Source organism: Streptomyces sp. NBC_01478 (assembly GCF_036227225.1).
Taxonomy (GTDB): Bacteria; Actinomycetota; Actinomycetes; order Streptomycetales; family Streptomycetaceae; genus Streptomyces.
In genome coordinates, this window is the sequence record NZ_CP109444.1 from 10,356,669 (window position 1) to 10,373,279 (window position 16,611).

Genomic DNA, 16,611 nt, shown 5'->3' on the forward strand with positions numbered 1-16,611 from the left:
CCATGGCCCTCTCCAGACGTCTCTTCGTCCTCTCGGCCACCGCGCTCGCGGCGACCGGCACCACCACGCTTCCCGCTCTCGCGGCACCTCCGCCCCCGACCGCCGACCGCTCCCGCATCCCCGTCGGCCCGGACGACACCGAGGCCGACCTGGTCCGCAAGGCCTCCCACGTCAGGCCCACCGCACGGCAGGTGGCCTGGCAGAAACTGGAGCGGACCGCGTTCCTGCACTTCGGCGTGAACACCTTCACCGGCCTGGAGTGGGGGACCGGCGACGAGGACCCGAACGTGTTCCAGCCGGCCGGCCTCGACACCGACCAGTGGGCCCGCGCCCTGCGCGACGGCGGTTTCAAGCTCGCGATCCTCACCGTGAAGCACCACGACGGCTTCGTCCTCTACCCCTCCCGCTACACCAACCACGCGGTCGCGTACAGCAGTTGGCGTGCGGGGGAGGGCGACGTACTGCGCTCCTTCGTCGACTCCATGCGGCGGTACGGCATCAAGGCCGGCGTCTACCTCTCGCCCGCCGACGAGAACCAGTACCTCCACGGCGTCTACGCCAACGGCAGCGCACGCGCCACGCGCACCGTCCCGACCCTCGTCGACGGCGACGACCGCTCACCGGACGCCTTCTACACGCTGGACGCCACCGACTACGGCGCCCATATGCTCAACACCCTCTACGAAGTGCTGACCGAGTACGGCCCGATCGACGAGGTCTGGTTCGACGGTGCCCAGGGTCGCATCCCGCCGGGCAAGGTCGAGGACTACGACTGGGACAGTTGGTACACGCTGGTCAGATCGCTGGCCCCGGACGCGGCGATCGCCGTGACCGGACCGGATGTGCGGTGGGTCGGCAACGAGGGCGGCACCGCGCGCCAGGACGAGTGGAGCGTCCTCCCGGTCAAGGAGGAGCAGTACGGCCGCACGGACTGGGCTCTGTCCTACGACACCCCCGACCAGGGCAGTCGTGGCGCGCTCGTCTTCGCGCAGCCGAACACCGACTACCTGCAGTGGTGGCCCGCCGAGTGCGATGTGTCGATCCACGACGGCTGGTTCTACCACCCCGGTCAACTCCCCAAGAGTGTCGAGGAGTTGATCGACATCTACTTCGGGTCGGTCGGCCGCAACTCTGTCCTGCTGCTCAACGTGCCACCGGACACGGACGGCCTGCTGGCGGCCCCGGACGTGGCGCGTCTGCGTGAGTTCCGCGAGCGTGTGGACCGGGAACTGCCCGAGGACCTGGCGCGCGGGGCCCGGACGGCGCTCTCGCCGGGACGGGTCACCGTCGGCCTCGGTACGGAACAGGCCGTGGACCGCGTCCGGTTGGCGGAGGACATCGGGCGCCACGGCCAGCAGGTCGAGGCCTTCGTGGTCGAGGCCTACGTCGACGGGGCCTGGACGGAGGTCACCCGCGCCGGGACGATCGGCGCGAGCCGCATCCTGCTGCTGGCCGGGCCCGTACGGGCGCGGCGGTGGCGGATCCGGGTGACGGCGGCCCGGGGTGCCGTGGGAATCGCGGAGTTCGGGCTGTACCGGTCGCGGATCTGAGGGTCAGCCGTCCTTGAGCAGCTTCTCCAGGAAGGCCACGGACTCGGGGGCCGGCGAGGCCACCATGCTCAGCCGGTCCATGACCGCGAGATAGCGGTCGACCTCGTCGGGCTTGTCCAAGTAGAGGGCGCTGGTGAGCTGTTCGAGATAGACGACGTCGGGCAGGTCCGGCACCGGGAAGCGCAGCACGGTGATCGGACCGCCGGCGGCGGCATGGCCGCCCACGTGGAACGGCAGCACCTGAAGCGTCACATTCGGCAGGGCGGCCGTCTCGACGAGGTGCCGCAACTGCTCGCGCATCACGTCCGCTCCGCCGAGCGGACGGCGCAGCGCCGCCTCGTCCACCACGACCCACAGCCTCGGAGCGCCGGGCCGGGTGAGCAACTCCTGGCGGGTCATGCGGAGTTCGACGCGGCGCTGGATCGAGTCCGGGGTGTCGGTGGGACGGCCGAGCCGGATGACGGCCTCGGCGTACCCGGCGGTCTGCAACAGGCCGGGAATGAACTGGACTTCGTAGGTGCGGATGAGGGAGGTGGCCTCCTCCAGCCCCAGATGCTGCTCGAACCAGGCCGGGAAGGAGTCGCCGTACGCGCGCCACCAGCCGGGTTCGTTGGCACGGCGGGCCGAGTCCAGGAAGTCCTGGCGTACGTCGGGCTCTTGGAGGCCGTACAGCGTCAACAGGTCGGCCACGTCGCGCTCTTTGAAGCCGACGCGGCCCAGCTCCATGCGGCACAGCTTGGCGTCCGAGGCGCGTATCGCCGAAGCGGCCGTGTCCCGGGTGATGTTGAGGGACTCGCGCAGGCGGCGCAGACGCGTGCCCAGCATGATGCGCTGGACCGTCGGACCACCGCGCTGAAGGCTCAGCACATCCGAACCCGAGGGAGCGTATTCCGGTTGAGCTGCAGTCATGTTCATCCCCTCGGCGGTCGCGCCGATGCCGTCCGCAAGTTTTCGGGACTCAAAGGAGGATCGTAGCACCGAGGTTCCGGATAACTGCGGGGAGTGAAGGAGCCGGAAGGTGCCGGCCTGTGTCCGGCGCCTTCCGGCCATCCGCGGGTTCTGCCTGACTTCAGCGACCGGGGAGTAGGCCGTCGAAGTCGCCGTCCTTCACACCGCGGACGAACGCGGAGATCTCGGCACTGGTGTAGACGAGCGCCGGACCTTCGGGATGACGCGAGTTGCGCACGGCGATGTGACCGTCGGAGAGCGCGGCCAACTCGACGCAGTTGCCCTCGGGGTTGCTGTGGTGGCTCTTGCGCCACTGCGCGCCGTTCAGCAGGGTCGCCGCCATGCCGTTCTCGTGCACGATCTGAGGCCTCATCGCTCCCCCGGAAGATCGGATGCAATTGCAGCTTCAATTGCACCCATTGGTGATGTGCAGGACGATAGCCCTCGGGTGAGCCGCTCGCAAGATCGTCTGCAATTGCAGCGGTAATTGCCGATGCACTTGCGTTCGCAGGGGCACTCGGAGGACCATGTTCCGGACAGGTGTAGCCGCGCAGTTGTTCTCCTCTCAGGGGTCTCAGGGGTCGCGATGTCCGCAGAGCAAGTCGTACGGCCGACCAACACCCTCCACATCGAGGGGACTTGGGAGTGGCTGTGCCGAGCCGTGGACGAGGTGGGCCGGCCCGAGCCGGGACAGACCGTCACCCGGGTCCCTACGGTCGGGGACGGGCGAGACCCCGCTCTCTGTTCCGTCCTGGTCGTGCCGCCGATGCCTCAATCGGCGCATGTGGCACGGGACTTCACCCGCGCGGCACTGACCGGCCGGGCCGGGGACGAGGTCCTCGACGACATGGCGGTCACCGTGTCGGAACTGGTGAGCAACGCGCTGCGCTACGGCCGGGCGGCCAACTCCCTTGCCGAGCAGCAGCCTTCACTGTGGCTCGCGGTGTGGGACCGGCTGCCGTACGCGGTGTGCGCGGTCACCGACGACAGCGACCGCATACCCGTGCAGGGCAGCCCGGACGAGTTCGCGGAGTCCGGGCGCGGTCTCCAGGTGGTCTCCGCGCTGAGCGAGTCGTGGGGCTGGAACCTGCGGGCGGGCGGCGGCAAGACGGTGTGGGCGCTGTTCCGGCTCTGACGCCGGACACGCAAGGATTCAGACACACAAGGAACCGGACACACAGGAAAGCGGGGCACCGGCTCAACGCCGGTGCCCCGCTTCGCTGTTGCTGCTCAGACCTTGCGGCCGATGCCGCAGATCGTGTCCACGTCGGACGGATCACGGCCCACGTCGACCGGCCCGGGCCGCCACCGGGAAATGGGGACGATGCCGGGTTCGACGGCTTCGAGACCCTCGAAGAAGGCCGTCACCCGCGCGGGGCTGCGCAGGTAGTAGGAGCTGGCGGAGTTGGCGTTGTACACCGAGATCGCCTGGTTGAGCGCCTCGTTGGTGTCGGTGCCGTCGGTCAGCGCGAGATAGCTGCCGGGGGGCAGCGCGTCGAGGAAGCGGGCCACGACGGCCTCGGGCTCGTCCGAGTCCGGGATCTGGCCCAGGATGCCCAGCATCGTCAGGGCGATCGGCTTGCTGAAGTCCAGTGTCTCGGCCGCGGCTTCGAGGATCCGCTCGGGATCGCGCACATCGGCCTCGACGTAGGCGCAGGCGCCCTCGGGGGTACTGGTGAGCAGCGCCTGGGCGTGCACGAGGACCAGCGGATCGTTGTCGACGTAGACGATGCGGCTCTCGGGCGCGATGCGCTGCGCGACCTCGTGCGTGTTGTCGACGGTGGGCAGGCCCGTTCCGATGTCCAGGAACTGGCGGATGCCCGCCTCCGCGGCGAGATAGTGCACGGCCCGGACCAGGAAGCCTCGTTGGAGGCGGGCGAGCAGGGCGATGTCCGGGAACATCTGGATGATCATTTCGCCGGCTTCGCGGTCGGCGGCGTAGTTGTCCTTGCCGCCCAGGAGGAAGTTCCACACACGGGCGGAGTGCGGCCGGTCGAGCTGGAGCCGGTCGGCCAGCGGGTCTTCGGAGGTCATGGGCAAAGCCTCACACGAAGTACCCGGCGGTGTCCGGCGATTCGGGCTCGAACCGGGAGACACCTCCCTTTCATACCCGTGCAGGTCCCGTACTGTCCCGCTCGATCAGCCGCGGCACCGGCACCCGCACCGTGCGCGCCGGGCCGCCGTCCAGCAGCGCGGTCAACTCCCGGGCCGCTGTACGGCCGAACTCCACACTGTCCCGGGACAGCGCCGACAGCCATGGCCGGACCATGCGGCACAGTGCCGAGTCCTCCCAGGCGACCACCGACACGTCCGCCGGTACGGAGCGGCCGAGTTCGGTCGCGGCGGCCACCCCGGCGACGGCCATCACGTCGTTGTCATAGATCAACGCCGTTGGGGGAGCGGCGACTTCGAGGACCCGGCGGGTGACGGCGGCGCCCGCCGCGTCCGAGTAGTCGGTGGTCACCGAGCGCACCTCGGTCAGCCCGCGCCGCGCGGCCTCGGCGCGCAGGGCGCGGATCCGGCGCTCGGTGTGCGCGAGGCCCGGCAGGCCCGCGATGTGCGCGATACGGCGGTGGCCGCGCGCGTACAACTCGTCGACGACGGAAGCCATCGCGCCCGCGTCGTCGGCCCACACCGTGGACAGACCGGGATGGCGTTCGTCCGGCGCGCCGCCGATCACCACGGCGGGCAGGCCCAGTTCGTCGAGGAGGTCGGGGCGGGGGTCGGCGGTGCGCGGGTCGGCCACCAGGACGCCGTCCACCCGGTGTTCGGCCCACCAGCGCCGGTACACCGCGCACTCGTCGTCGACGTCCTCGGCCATCTGGAAGAGCAGCCCGAGATGGCGCTCGGCCAGTATCTCCTGGATGCCCGAGACGAGTTGGAGGAAGAAGGAGTCCACGCCGAGGGTGTCCGCGGGCCGGGCGAGCACGAAACCGACCGTCGCCGCGCCCTCCCCGGACAGTGCCCGCGCCGCCGTACTGGGCCGCCAGCCCAACTGCTCCGCGACCCGGCGGACCCGGTCGCGGGTGATCTCGGAGACGCCCGGCCGCCCGTTGAGCGCGAAGGAGACCGCGCTCTCGGACACACCGGCGCGCTGCGCGATGTCCTTCATCGTCGGCCGACGCGCGGGCGACCGCTTGCCTGACAAGCCTGCTCTCCATTCCACCGGAGCCGCGCACTAATGCGCTTGAGCCAGCACACCCTAAAGCGCATTAGTGATCCACCGCAAGAATGCGAACACGCCCCTCTGACCAGTGCAGTTGGCCGGATCCGGCCAACTAATGAATTTAGCTGAGCGGAATCCATTGACTCGCCCGCCGGACAGCGTGCAAGGTCTGCCCCGGCACGATCGGCCACCCCCACGGCAAAGGAGCCACCCACCGTGCGCATCTCCCGCAGAGTCTTCGCCGCCGCTGCCGCCGCCGTAGTCCTCATGCCGCTGAGCGCCTGCGGCTCCGGGGGAGACGACGGCGGATCGACCGACGCCTCGGGCAAGGTCGAGGGCGACATCACCTTCCAGACCTGGAACCTCCGCGCCAACTTCAAGTCGTACTTCGAGGGCGTGATCTCCGGCTTCGAGAAGAAGTACCCCGGCACCCATGTGAAGTGGATCGACCAGCCCGCCGAGGGCTACGCCGACAAGATCAGCGCGGACGCCGCCGGCGGCACCCTGCCCGACGTCGTCAACGTCTCCCCGGACCTGGTCGCCCCGCTCGCCAAGGCGGGCCTCGCGCTCGACCTCGACAAGTCGGCCGCGAAGTACAAGAGCGAGTACCTGGCCGGGGCTTGGGCCAGCCACGAGATACCGGGCATGACCGGCACCTACGCCTTCCCCTGGTACCTCAACACCGGCCCGCTCTTCTACAACAAGTCCCTCTTCGAGCAGGCCGGACTCGGCCCCGACCAGCCGCCGAAGACGTACGACGAACTCTTCGCCCAGGCGCTCCAGTTGGCGAAGAAGACCGACGGCAAGGTCGCCACCCTGGCCAACGTCCCCACCGTCGAGGACTTCGGCCGTTACGGCGTCGAGCTCATGAACAAGGCGGGCACCGCCTTCGCCTTCGACGACGCGAAGGGCATCGAACTCCTCACCAAGTACAAGGAGTTGTACGACGCGAAGGCCCTCGACCCGCAGGCGCTCACCGCCACCCCCGAGTCGTCCGGCAAGAAGTTCCTCACCGGGGCGGTCGCGATGAACCCGGGCAGTGCCCTGGACCTCGACAACTTCAAGAAGCAGGCGCCCACCCTGTACAAGAACATCGGCATCACCGACCAGATCACCAGCACCGGGCACGTCAACATGTACGTGATGGGCGTGATGGTCAACTCCAAGACCAAGCACACGCCCGCGTCCGTGGCCTTCGCGCACTACGTCACCGACGCCCAGCAGCAGATGTCGTTCGCGAAGAAGGTCGCCATCTTCCCGAGCACCGCCGGCTCCCTCGACGACCCGTACTTCACCAAGGAGGACGGCACCGACGAGACACGGGTGCGGATCGCCGCCGCCAAGTCCCTGAAAAACGCGGTGAATTACACGCCGGTGCTGTTCAGTGAGCAGATGAAGACCGCGCTGCGCAACGAGGTGGCCAAGGCGCTGCAAGGCAAGGAGAGCCCCAAGACGGCTCTTGACAACGCTGTCAAGGCCTGCGACACACTGCTTCAGCAGGAAGGCTGAGGGTCCCATGGCCGACGTGTCCCGCGTGCGGCGCCAACTGCCCACCAGTCCCTGGCTGTTCGCCGCCCCCGGGCTGCTCGTCGTCGGCGCCTTCGTGCTCTATCCCTTCGGCTCCACCGTGGCCAACTCCTTCACGGACCGGCGCACGCTGATCCCCGGCCACTTCGTGGGGTTCGCCAACTTCCGCGAGTTGTGGCACGACGACATGTTCTGGACCGGCCTGCGCAACAGCACCCTGTACATCCTCGGGGTGGTCCCCGCACTCGTCGTACTCCCGCTGCTGCTCGCCCTGTTGGTGCAGAAGAACATCCCCGGCATCACCTTCTTCCGGTCCGCCTTCTACACCCCGGTCGTCGCGTCGATCGTCGTGGTCGGGCTCATCTGGGTCTGGCTGCTGGACGAACGCGGCCTGGTCAACTCGCTGTTGGAGACGATCGGCGTCGGCCGGATCGGGTTCCTCAGCGATCAGTGGCTGCTCCTGCTGAGCGCCATGGCCGTCACGGTCTGGAAGGGCCTCGGCTACTACATGATCATTTACCTGGCCGCGCTCGCCAGTGTGCCGCGCGAACTGCACGAGGCCGCCTCGGTCGACGGCGCGGGCGTGATCCGCCGCTTCTTCACGGTGACCGTGCCCGCCGTCCGCTCCACCATGGTCCTCGTCGGGGCGCTGTCCTCGGTCGCCGCCTTCAAGGTGTTCTCCGAGGTGTACCTGATGGCGGGCCCGAGCGGCGGACCGGCCGGCGAGGACACCACCCTCGTGATGCTCGTCCAGCGCACCGGCACCGGCCTGACCGGCCGCGTCGGCTACGCCTCCGCGCTCTCGGTCGTCGTCTTCGTCGTCACCGTCGCGCTGATGCTGCTCGTGCTGCGGGCCGACCGGAAGGAGGACGCTTGAGCGTCATCGAACGCACAAGACCCGTCCAGGAGACGGCGGTTCGCGAACCCCGCGTCACCGACGAGCACGGCCGCCGCATCCGCGGCTGGGAACTCGCCCTGCGCTACACGCTGTTGCTCGTCGTCCTCGCCATCACCGTCGGCCCCTTCGTGTGGCAGCTCTCCACCTCGCTCAAGGGCCCGACCGAGGACATCTACAGCTCACCGCCGACCTTCCTGCCCGAACACCCCACCCTGCACAACTACCAGCGGGTCGCCGACACCATCCCGGTGTGGGACTACGCCTTCAACTCGCTGAAGGTCGCCGGCGCCAACGTCGTGACGAACTGCGTCGGTTCGGCCCTCGCGGGCTACGCGCTGGCCCGGCTGCGCTACCGGGGCCGCCGCGTGGCCACCCTCGTCTTCATCCTCGCGATGCTCGTGCCGGTGGAGGGCATCATCATCGCCCAGTTCACCACCATGCGGGAGCTGGGCCTCAACAACACTCTGATCGGGGTGGTCCTCCCGGGCTGCATCGGCGCGATGAACGTCCTGCTGATGCGCAACGCCTTCCTCAACCTGCCGTACGAGATCGAGGAGGCGGCCTTCGTCGACGGCGCCAACGTCTGGCAGCGGTTCCTGCGGATCGCGCTGCCGTCCGTGAAGGGGACGATCGCCGTCGTCGCGATCTTCGCCTTCATGGGCGCCTGGGACGACTTCCTGTGGCCGCTCATCGTGCTCAGCGACCCGTCCAAGTTCACCCTCACCATCGGCCTCAACTATCTGCACGGCACCTTCGCCAACGACGAACGCCTCGTCGCCGCCGGCACGGTCATCGCCGTGGCACCCCTGATCGCCCTCTTCGCCTGCCTCCAGCGGTACTTCTTCCGGGGCGTGGGCGAAGGCGCCGTGAAGGGCTGACCGACGGTTGAACTCCTCCCGTACGCACCACAGAACCAGGATCCCGATGTCTTCTGCCGTGCGCTTCGGCGTCAACTACACGCCCAGCCAAGGGTGGTTCCACCACTGGCTCGACTTCGACCTCGACTCCGTGCGCGCCGACCTCGACTCGATCGCCGAGCTGGGCCTCGACCACATCCGGGTCTTCCCGCTGTGGCCGTACTTCCAGCCCAACCGCACACTGATCCGCCCCCAGGCCGTGGAGCAACTGGTTCAGCTCGTCGACGCGGCCGGTGAACGCGGGCTCGACGTCAACGTGGACGGTCTGCAAGGGCACTTGAGCAGCTTCGACTATCTGCCCGCCTGGACCCGGACCTGGCACCGGCGCAACCTCTTCACCGACCCGGACGTCCTCGACGGCCAGGCCGCCTATCTGCGCACCCTTGCCGCCGCCCTCGCCGACCGCCCCCACTTCATCGGCATGACCCTCGGCAACGAGGTCAACCAGTTCTCGGCCGGCCCGCATCCGGACCCCGACCGGGCGACGGAGGACCAGATCGACGCCTGGCTGACGCGGATGCTCGCCGCCTGCGCGGAGGGGGCGCCCGGCAAGCCGCATCTGCACGCCGAGTACGACGCGACCTGGTACCAGGACGACATGCCGTTCACCCCGGCCCAGGCCGCCCGCCACGGCGCGATGACGGCCGTGCACTCCTGGGTCTTCAACGGCACCGGCCAACGCCACGGCCGCGCCTCCGTGCAGAGCGAGCATCACGCCGCCTATCTCGTCGAGTTGAGCAAGGCCTGGGCCGACGCACCGCACCGGCCCGTCTGGCTCCAGGAGGTCGGCGCGCCCCAGCCGCTCGTCCCGGCCGAGCACGCGGCCGACTTCGCCTCCGCGACCATCGCCAACGCTCTCGACTGTCCCGACCTGTGGGGCATCACCTGGTGGTGCTCGCACGACGTGTCCCGCGATCTCGCCGACTTCCCCGAACTCGAGTACGGGCTGGGCCTGTTGACCAACGACCGGCGGGCCAAGGACATCGCGCTGGTGGTGGCCGAGGCGGCCCGCGAGCCCACGTACGAACCCGCCGTCCGCACCACGGCCCTCGTCGTGCCCGCCGATCCGTCGGTCCGCTCGGTCTGCGGTCCCGGCGGGCCGGTGTTCGACGCCTACTTCAGACTCGTCGCCGACGGCGCCCGCCCGGCGACCGTCCTCGACGTGCGCGCGGACGACAAGGAACACCTCGCCGCGCGCGGCATCACCGAAGTCGTCACTCCCGACCAGGTACTCCCCACCCCACAAGGAGACACCAGCTCGTGAACCCCGGACGCCCCACCAGACGCACCGTCCTGCTCGCCGGCGCGGCGGCCACCCTGCTGCCCCAACTGCCCGCGCCCGCCTTCGCGGCCCAGCAGGCCGCCGCCAACACCGGCCAGCCGTACGCCAGTTACTGGTACCCGGACTCCCTGCCCGCCGGCACCCCGGGCACCGGCATCACCTGGAACAGCCTGAAGACCTGGACCGCAGCCTCGGACACGGACCTCGCCTTCAACGCGGCCGCCGTCCCGCTGGCCGCACGCTTCACCCCGACCCCGGCCAACAGCACCGCCCGCTCAGGACAGGCCCGCATCCAGTCCCTGGTCTCCTTCGGGCCGACGTCGAGCAACCCCTCCCAGGGCGCCGCCACCGCCGACTACTACGCCCTCACCCACTGGTCCTACCTCGACGAACTCGTCTTCTGGGGCGGCTCCTCCGGCGAAGGCATCATCCTCGCCCCCAACGCGCCCGTCGTGGATGCCGCCCACCGGCACGGCGTACCCGTCCTCGGCAACATCTTCCTGCCGCCCGTCGCCTACGGCGGACAACTCCAGTGGACCCGCGACCTGGTCCAGAAGGACGCCGCCGGGCACTATCCGCTCGCCGCCCAACTCGTCGCCGTGGCCGCCGCGTACGGCTTCGACGGCTGGTTCGTCAACGCCGAGACCAGCGGCGGGAACACCGCCCTCGGCACCGACATGCAGGGCTTCCTCGGCGAGTTGAAGTCCCTCGCCGCCGCCCAGGGGCAGCGGGTCACCTGGTACGACGCGATGACCGTGAACGGGACGGTCAGTTGGCAGGGTGCGCTGAACACCTCGAACCAGGCGTTCTTCCAGGCCGCGAACGACATGTTCATCGACTTCCGGTGGAGCACGAGCACCCTCGCCGCGTCCGGGACGAAGGCGGACGGCCTCGGGCGCAGCCGCTACGAGCTGTGGGCGGGCGTCGACGTCGAGTCCAACGGATCGAGTACGTCCGTGAGTTGGGACGCGATGGTGCCGACCACCAAGGCGCACATCACGTCGATCGGCTTCTACCGGCCCGAGTGGACCCGCAACCACCTGCCCGCGAGCCGCACCCCGGGCGACTTCCACGCGGCCGACGACCGGTTCTGGACCGGGCGTTCACTCGACCCGTCGCGGCCGGACGGCACGGACACCTGGCGGGCACCGGCCGTGTCGGTCGCGGACCGGTCGACGGTGGGCGGCGCGCTGCCGTTCGCGAGCGTGTTCAACACCGGGCACGGGCTGCGCTGGTACGAGGACGGCGCGGTCACCTCGGTCACCCCGTGGAACCACCTCGGACTGCAGGACCGGCTGCCGTCCCGGCGCTGGGTGGTGCGGACGGCCGGCCAACGCCCCACGGTGACCTTCGACTTCGCGGACGCCTGGCGCGGCGGCAGCAGTGTGCTGGTCTCCGGTGTACTGGATCAACCGACGACGGTGGATCTGTACGGTTCACAGTTGCCGATCGGTGTTGACACGGTTGTCGACCTGACCTTCCGCACCGACACCGGCAGTGTGAACGTCGAGCTGGCGGTCGCCACGGCCGAGCCGAGCACGGCGGGGTCGACACCGCCGTACACCTATTTGCCTGTGAACTCGGTCAACGGGTGGCAGACGGTGACCGTGCCGCTCACAGGGCTTTCCGGGACGCTGCATGCGATCGGTGTACGGCTCACCGCGGCCGACGCGAGCGGCAGTGTTGTGAACTGGCGGCTCGGCGGTCTCGCTGTTCGCGAGGTCAACGACACGCAGCCGCCCGCCGCCCCCTCCGGGCTGCGGATCACCGCCGCCACCGGAGGCGACCTGCGCTTCGCCTGGGACGCCGCGCCCGGCGCCGTACGCCACTACACCCTCCACCGCCTCCTGCCCGACGGCACCCGGCGCTTCCTCGGCGGCACCTGCCAGCGCGCCTTCTTCGTCGGCGGGCAGCAGGCCGAACAGGGCGAGCAGCAGGCGTGGTTCGAACTGCGCGCGACAGGGGAGCTCTACACAGCGTCGGCCCCCGTGGCCGTCGCGCACACCTGGTAACAGCCGTAACCCAACCCGCAACCGAGCTACGGAGCACCCCACATGCATGACGACCGCAGCCTGGTCGAAGCCCGCCTCAAGCGCGTCCTCGAAGAGCGCATCCGTCCCGCCGTGTACCCCGAGTCCGTGCCGCTGGAGGTGGCCGTCTGGCACGCGCCCGACGAGCCGGTGCCCGTGGCCGAGGGGCTCGCGGGCACACCCGAACCGATCGAGGTGGGTGCCCGGTGGGGTGCTCCCTGGGGGACCAGTTGGTTCCGTGTCACCGGGACCGTCCCCCAGGAGTGGGCCGGCAAGACCGTCGAGGCGCTGCTCGACCTCGGCTTCGACGAGAACATGCCCGGCTTCCAGTGCGAGGGCCTCGTCTACCGGCCCGACGGCACCCCCGTGAAGGGCCTCAACCCGCGCAACCAGTGGGTGCGGATCGGCGCGCCCGTCGCCGGCGGCGAGGAGGTTGTGCTGCACATCGAGGCCGCGTCCAACCCGGTGGTCATGGACTACCACCCCTTCGTGCCGACCCGGTTGGGCGACAAGGAGACCGCGGGCAGCGAGCCGCAGTACACGCTCACCCGCATGGACCTCGCGGTCCTCGACGAGCACGTCTGGCAGCTCGTCCTCGACCTGGAGGTGGTCGGCGAGCTGATGGCCGAGCTGCCGGTGGACTCCGCGCGCCGCTGGGACCTGCTGCGGGCCGTCGAGAAGACGCTGGACGCCGTGGACCTCCAGGACGTCAACGGCACGGCGGAGCGAGCGCGTTCGCAGCTCGCGGCCGTCCTGTCGACGCCCGCCGTGCCGTCCGCGCACCGCATCAGCGCGATCGGGCACGCGCACATCGACTCGGCGTGGTTGTGGCCGTTGCGTGAGACGGTGCGCAAGGTCGCCCGTACGACGTCCAACATGACCGCACTGCTGGAGGACGAACCCGACTTCATCTTCGCCATGTCCCAGGCCCAGCAGTGGGCCTGGGTGAAGGAGCACCGGCCCGAGGTGTGGGCGCGGGTCAAGAAGGCGGTGGCGGACGGGCGGTTCGTGCCGGCCGGCGGCATGTGGGTGGAGTCCGACACCAACATGCCGGGCTCGGAGGCGATGGCCCGTCAGTTCGTGCACGGGAAGCGGTTCTTCCTCGACGAGTTCGGCATCGAGAACGAGGAGGCCTGGCTGCCCGACACCTTCGGCTTCGCCGCCGGACTCCCGCAGATCATCAAGGCCGCCGGCTCCAAGTGGCTGCTGACCCAGAAGATCTCCTGGTCGCAGACGAACAAGTTCCCGCACCACACCTTCCGTTGGGAGGGCATCGACGGCACCCGGATCTTCACCCATTTCCCGCCCGTCGACACCTACAACTGCTCCATGCAGGGCCGTGAAATCGCCCACGCGGCACGCAACTTCAAGGACAAGGGAGTCGCCCGCCACTCCCTCGCGCCCACCGGCTGGGGCGACGGGGGCGGCGGCACCACCCGCGAGATGGTCGCCAAGGCGGCCCGCCTGCGCGACCTCGAGGGCTCGGCGACCGTGGCCTGGGAGACCCCGAAGGAGTTCTTCGAGAAGGCCGAGGCCGAGTACCCCGAACCCCCGGTCTGGGTAGGCGAGTTGTACCTCGAACTGCACCGCGCCACCCTCACCAGCCAGGCCAGGACCAAGCAGGGCAACCGGCGCAGCGAGCACCTCCTGTGCGAGGCCGAACTGTGGGCGGCCACGGCAGCGGTCCGGGCCGGATTCCCTTACCCGTACGAGGACTTGGACCGGATCTGGAAGACGGTCCTGCTCCACCAGTTCCACGACATCCTGCCGGGTTCCTCCATCGCCTGGGTGCACCGCGAGGCCCGGAAGACGTACGAGGGGCTGGCCGCCGAGCTGAACGGCATCATCGACGCGGCCCAGCGCGCGCTGGCGGGCGAGGGCACGACCCCCCTCCTCTTCAACTCGGCGCCCCACACCCGCGAAGGCGTCCCCGCGGGCGGCGCCCGGACCCCGGCGGCGCAGGGCGAGACGGCCCTCGCGACACGGGTCGGCGGCGGCCACGTCCTGGAGAACGGCCTGCTGCGCATCGAGATCGACGGCCGGGGCCTCGTCGTCTCCGCCTACGACATCGAGGCCGACCGCGAGACCATCGCCCCCGGCCGGGCGGCCAACCTGCTCCAACTCCACCCGGATTTCCCGAACATGTGGGACGCCTGGGACGTCGACGAGTTCTACCGCAACACCGTCACCGACCTCACGGACGCGGAGGAGGTCGTCGCCGACGGGAACACGGTGCGGATCGTACGGTCCTTCGGCGCGTCCAGGGTCACCCAACTGCTGTCCCTCGCCCCCGGGGAGCGGCGGCTGCTCATCGACACCGAGGTCGACTGGCACGAGACCGAGAAGTTCCTCAAGCTCGCCTTCCCGCTCGACGTACACGCCGAACGGTACGCGTCCGAGACGCAGTTCGGGCACTTCCACCGCCCCACGCACACCAACACCTCATGGGAGGCCGCCAAGTTCGAGGCCTGCAACCACCGCTTCGTCCACCTGGAGGAGCCCGGCTGGGGTGTCGCCGTCGTCAACGACTCGACGTACGGCCACGATGTGACCCGTACGGTGCGCGGCGACGGCGACAAGGGGACGACCACCACGGTCCGTGTCTCCCTGCTGCGGGCCCCGCGCTTCCCGGACCCCGAGACCGACCAGGGCGTCCACCGTTTCCGGCACGCGCTGGTGCCCGGCGCGGGCATCGGCGACGCGGTGCGCGAGGGCTGGCGGATCAACCTGCCGGAGCGGCGCGTCACGGGCGGGCAGGAGGTCGCGCCGCTGGTGAGCGTGGACCGGGACGCGGTCGTCGTCACCGCGGTGAAACTGGCCGACGACGGGAGCGGCGACGTCGTGGTCCGCTTCCACGAGGCGCACGGAGGACGGGCCAGGGCGACACTGACGGCGGGCTTCGCGTTCGACGCCGTGGAGGTCGTGGACCTGCTGGAGCGGCCGTCGGCCGAAGAGGCCGCACCTGTGCTGGACGGAGACCGTATCCAACTGGCCCTGCGGCCCTTCCAGTTGATGACCCTCAGGCTGCGGAGGAGCTGAGGCGGGCGGTAGGCCGACGACCCGGCGCGCACACGGGCGGTGATGGTAACCGGCACGGCCCGTGTGCCGCGCGTGATCCGGCGGAACCGCGGAACTTGATCCAGGCCACGACGGCTCCGGCCAGGACCGTGAAGGCGCCGCCCGGTTCGAGCGCGGCGACCAGCGCGTCGGTCAGCGGGCCGAGATGCGCCGTCTCCGTCTCGTCCGTCGGGTGCCGTGACACCCGGCCGCGCAGTGCCGGACGGTCCGTCAAGTACTCCCAACGGTCCCGGAGTTCAGTGGTCCGCCGGTTCGCGGAACCCTCACTCGGTCACGGACAGGACCACTTCCACCGCGCTGTCCACAGTCATCCCCCGCATGCCCTCGTCCCCCTGAGCGAGACGGTCGGGCTAGGGCGTGTGCGGCGGGCGCGCGGCGATTTTCGTCGGACCGCCGACCGTACGGGGGACGGTCAGGACCCCAGTTGCATCCTGAGCCACTCCTCGACCTCGCCCACGTGCGAGGCCGCCGCCGCGCGGGCCGCCTCGGGGTCGCGGGCCACCAACGCCCGGTGGATGGCGGCGTGTTCGCGGCGGGTGCGGGCGAAGGCGCCCTCCTCCTGGTAGCCGCGCCAGACGCGGGCACGGAAGGTCCGGGACGACAGGCCCTCCAGGATCGCGGCCATGGTGTCGTTGCCGGCCGCCGCCGCGATCTCGCGGTGGAAGGCGAGGTCGTGGGCGAGGATCTCCTCGGGGTCGTCGGTGGCGTTCATCGCCGTGAGGTGCTTCTCGACCTCGGCCAGTTGGTCCGGGGTGATGCGGGCGGCGGCCAGGGCCGTCGCCGTCGACTCCAGGATGCGGCGGACCTCCAGGAGCTCCACCAGGCCCGGGCCGCGCGAGAGGTCGGCGACGACACCGAAGGTCTCCAGCAGGTCGCCGGCCTCCAACTGCGTGACGTAGATGCCCGAACCGTGCCGGGCCTCCAGGACGCCGAGCACCGTGAGCGCGCGGATCGCCTCGCGCATCGAGCTGCGGGAGATGCCCAGTTGGGCCGCGAGATCGCGCTCGGTGGGCAGCCGCTGGCCCGGCTCCAGGCGGCCCTCGCCGATCAACGCCTTGATCGAGTCGATGGCGCGCTGCGTCACCGTGCCCTTCGGCGGAGCGGCCACCGGGTCCGTCTCACTCGGCAGGGTCTCGTCCACGCCACTCCTCCTGTCGCCGGTCCGCGCAGTCTAGTCACCGATGTGGTCCGACCAATACGACTCGAAGCCGCGAA

At 69.9% G+C, this 16,611-nt stretch carries 13 protein-coding genes and 1 pseudogene; 8 read left to right on the forward strand and 6 right to left on the reverse strand.

Annotation, left to right across the window (positions count from 1 at the left end; all coding sequences use genetic code 11):
* Window positions 1-2 precede the first annotated feature (2 nt).
* Entirely contained in the window at window positions 3-1,550 is a 1,548-nt protein-coding gene (locus OG223_RS46130) for an alpha-L-fucosidase (RefSeq protein WP_329262746.1), read from the forward strand.
* A 3-nt stretch (window positions 1,551-1,553) separates the two neighbouring features.
* On the opposite strand, the gene OG223_RS46135 is transcribed toward OG223_RS46130, so the two are convergent.
* Window positions 1,554-2,459 (reverse strand): helix-turn-helix domain-containing protein, encoded by a 906-nt coding sequence (locus tag OG223_RS46135; protein WP_329262748.1) that lies wholly within the window; start codon window positions 2,457-2,459, stop codon window positions 1,554-1,556.
* A 160-nt stretch (window positions 2,460-2,619) separates the two neighbouring features.
* Entirely contained in the window at window positions 2,620-2,871 is a 252-nt protein-coding gene (locus tag OG223_RS46140) for a DUF397 domain-containing protein (RefSeq protein WP_234477210.1), read from the reverse strand.
* 213 nt (window positions 2,872-3,084) lie between these two features.
* Between OG223_RS46140 and OG223_RS46145 the strand changes: the two genes are divergently transcribed.
* Window positions 3,085-3,633 (forward strand): ATP-binding protein, encoded by a 549-nt coding sequence (locus tag OG223_RS46145; RefSeq protein WP_329262751.1) that lies wholly within the window; start codon window positions 3,085-3,087, stop codon window positions 3,631-3,633.
* A gap of 95 nt (window positions 3,634-3,728) precedes the next feature.
* On the opposite strand, the gene OG223_RS46150 is transcribed toward OG223_RS46145, so the two are convergent.
* Window positions 3,729-4,532, reverse strand: coding sequence for an SAM-dependent methyltransferase (locus tag OG223_RS46150; RefSeq protein WP_329262754.1), 804 nt, complete (start codon window positions 4,530-4,532; stop codon window positions 3,729-3,731).
* Window positions 4,533-4,602: 70 nt separating this feature from the next.
* Complete coding sequence (locus OG223_RS46155; protein WP_329265827.1) at window positions 4,603-5,610, reverse strand: LacI family DNA-binding transcriptional regulator; 1,008 nt, start codon at window positions 5,608-5,610, stop codon at window positions 4,603-4,605.
* A 270-nt stretch (window positions 5,611-5,880) separates the two neighbouring features.
* Between OG223_RS46155 and OG223_RS46160 the strand changes: the two genes are divergently transcribed.
* The 6 genes from OG223_RS46160 to OG223_RS46185 are packed head-to-tail and all read left to right on the forward strand — an operon-like array spanning window position 5,881 to window position 15,357.
* Window positions 5,881-7,173 carry an ABC transporter substrate-binding protein gene (locus OG223_RS46160; RefSeq protein WP_329262756.1) on the forward strand — a complete coding sequence of 431 codons (1,293 nt, stop codon included), beginning with the start codon at window positions 5,881-5,883 and terminating at the stop codon, window positions 7,171-7,173.
* Between the two features lie 7 nt (window positions 7,174-7,180).
* Window positions 7,181-8,068 carry a carbohydrate ABC transporter permease gene (locus OG223_RS46165; RefSeq protein WP_329262759.1) on the forward strand — a complete coding sequence of 296 codons (888 nt, stop codon included), beginning with the start codon at window positions 7,181-7,183 and terminating at the stop codon, window positions 8,066-8,068.
* Complete coding sequence (locus OG223_RS46170) at window positions 8,065-8,967, forward strand: carbohydrate ABC transporter permease (protein WP_329262761.1); 903 nt, start codon at window positions 8,065-8,067, stop codon at window positions 8,965-8,967. Before OG223_RS46165 ends, OG223_RS46170 begins: the two co-directional genes overlap by 4 nt.
* 58 nt (window positions 8,968-9,025) lie before the next feature.
* A complete protein-coding gene (locus tag OG223_RS46175; protein WP_329265829.1) occupies window positions 9,026-10,270 on the forward strand; it encodes a glycoside hydrolase 5 family protein in 1,245 nt (414 codons plus the stop codon).
* Complete coding sequence (locus OG223_RS46180; protein ID WP_329262764.1) at window positions 10,267-12,300, forward strand: endo-beta-N-acetylglucosaminidase; 2,034 nt, start codon at window positions 10,267-10,269, stop codon at window positions 12,298-12,300. Before OG223_RS46175 ends, OG223_RS46180 begins: the two co-directional genes overlap by 4 nt.
* 42 nt (window positions 12,301-12,342) lie before the next feature.
* The gene (locus OG223_RS46185) at window positions 12,343-15,357 is read left to right on the forward strand and encodes an alpha-mannosidase (protein WP_329262767.1); all 3,015 of its coding nucleotides are present in this window, start codon (window positions 12,343-12,345) and stop codon (window positions 15,355-15,357) included.
* Here the strand turns inward: OG223_RS46185 and OG223_RS46190 are convergent.
* A pseudogene (locus OG223_RS46190) lies at window positions 15,338-15,631 on the reverse strand (effector-associated constant component EACC1); the annotation flags it as partial. The gene OG223_RS46185 and the pseudogene OG223_RS46190 sit on opposite strands and share 20 nt — an antisense overlap.
* 177 nt (window positions 15,632-15,808) lie before the next feature.
* Entirely contained in the window at window positions 15,809-16,537 is a 729-nt protein-coding gene (locus tag OG223_RS46195; RefSeq protein WP_329262769.1) for a FadR/GntR family transcriptional regulator, read from the reverse strand.
* Window positions 16,538-16,611 lie beyond the last annotated feature (74 nt).